2 protein-coding genes are annotated in these 1,887 nt (G+C 66.8%); one reads left to right on the top strand and one right to left on the bottom strand.

The window, feature by feature from the left end; genetic code table 11:
- The coding region (locus A612_RS08555; protein WP_040436419.1) for a hypothetical protein at positions 1 to 239 on the bottom strand (239 nt) is incomplete at its 3' end.
- Between the two features lie 169 nt (positions 240 to 408).
- Between A612_RS08555 and A612_RS08550 the strand changes: the two genes are divergently transcribed.
- Positions 409 to 1,887, top strand: a 1,479-nt coding sequence (locus A612_RS08550; RefSeq protein ID WP_040436420.1) for a PHA/PHB synthase family protein, incomplete at its 3' end; no start/stop codon positions are given.

Below are 1,887 nucleotides of genomic sequence, written 5' to 3'. Positions count from 1 at the left end.
CCCCCTGCGTCTGGCTCGTCCCATGAGGCCGGCGCCAGTGACGCCTCCCGCCGCTGGCGGGCCGCGCGGGCGCGCTTGCGCGCCGGAGTTCCCAGGATGTAGAGCACGATCGACAGCGGCATCAATCCGTACAGGAGCAGCGTGATGCTGGCGCCCAGCAGGCTTCCGTTCGGTGCCGCGGCCTCGGCCACGGCCATCATCAAGGTCACGTAGAGCCAGGCGATGGCGACCAGATACATCATGGAAAACCCAGAAAAACGACGTTGAACACACGTTCAGCCCCGGTATCGCCACGCACACGCTGCGCGCTGGCATACACTGGCTGCATCACTCCACAGGCGGCGACGCCGCATGCCGCCCGGGGCACTTGTTGAATGCATGCATTCAACCACACGTCGAGGAGGCAGCATGAGTATGCAGGCAGGATGGGCCGAGAGCGCGCGCCAGTGGCAGGAGCTGGTGGGCCAGAGCTGGGGCCAGATGCTCGCGGCGTTCCAGCCGCCCCAGGGCGCAGCGCTGCCGCTGGCCGCCCCCGTCGGGTTCGATCCGGACAAGCTCGCGCAACTGCAGCAGGAGTATCTGCAGCAGCTCCAGACCCTGTTCGCCCAGGGCCCGGCCGAGGTGCTGCCAGGCGACCGGCGCTTTGCGGGCGAGGAATGGTCGCAAAACCCCCTGGCCGCCTTCGCGGCGGCCCTGTATGGTCTGCAGGCGCGCGTGCTCACCGGGATGGCGGATGCCATGCAGGCCGACGAGAAGACGCGCGCGCGGGTGCGCTTCGCAGTCGACCAGTGGCTGGCGGCGGCATCGCCCAGCAATTTCCTGGCGCTCAATCCGGAGGCCCAGCAAAAGGCCCTGGAGACCCAGGGCGAGAGCCTGGCGCGCGGCGTCGCCAACCTCCTGCAGGACCTGCAGAAGGGCTACATCTCGATGACCGACGAGAGCGGCTTCGAGGTCGGGCGCAACGTGGCGACCACCGAGGGCGCGGTGGTGTTCGAGAACGAGCTGTTCCAGCTCCTCGAGTACAAGCCGCTCACGGACAAGGTGCACGAGCGGCCGTTCCTGATGGTCCCGCCCTGCATCAACAAATACTACATCCTCGACCTGCAGCCGGGCAACTCGCTGATCCGCTACGCCGTCGCCCAGGGCCACCGCACCTTCGTGGTGAGCTGGCGCAACCCGGACGAATCGCTGGCCCACAAGACCTGGGACGACTACATCGGCGATGCCGTGCTGAAGGCCATCGACGTGGCGCGCGAGATCGGCGGGGTCGAACAGATCAACGCCCTCGGCTTCTGCGTGGGCGGCACCATGCTGGCCAACGCCCTGGCGGTGCTGGCCGCGCGCGGCGAGGAGCCGGTCGCCAGCGCCACCTTTTTGACCACGCTGATCGATTTCAGCAACACCGGCATCCTGGACATCTTCATCGACGAGCAGATGGTGCGCCTGCGCGAGCTGCAAATGGGCGCTGGCGGCCTGATGAAGGGGCAGGACATGGCCAGCACCTTCAGTTTCCTGCGGCCGAACGATCTGGTCTGGAACTACGTGGTGGGCAACTACCTGAAGGGAGAGACCCCGCCCGCCTTCGACTTGCTCTACTGGAACAGCGACTCGACCAACCTGCCCGGGCCGTTCTACACCTGGTACCTGCGCAACTTCTACCTGGAGAACCGCCTGGTGGAGCCGAACGCGCTGACCGTGTGCGGCGCGCAGCTCGACCTGCGCAAGCGGCGGCTGCCGGTCTACATCTACGGTTCGCGCGAGGACCACATCGTGCCGATCGATGCCGCCTACGCATCCACCCAGGTGCTGCCCGGCAAGAAACGCTTCGTGATGGGTGCCTCCGGCCACATCGCTGGCGTCATCAACCCACCGGCTGCAAACAAGCGC

Origin of the sequence: Melaminivora alkalimesophila, assembly GCF_000282995.1 — a bacterium.
GTDB lineage: Bacteria > Pseudomonadota > Gammaproteobacteria > Burkholderiales > Burkholderiaceae_C > Melaminivora > Melaminivora alkalimesophila.
Note: the sequence above shows the minus strand (reverse complement) of the source record. Positions and strands in the feature narration are given on the sequence as shown.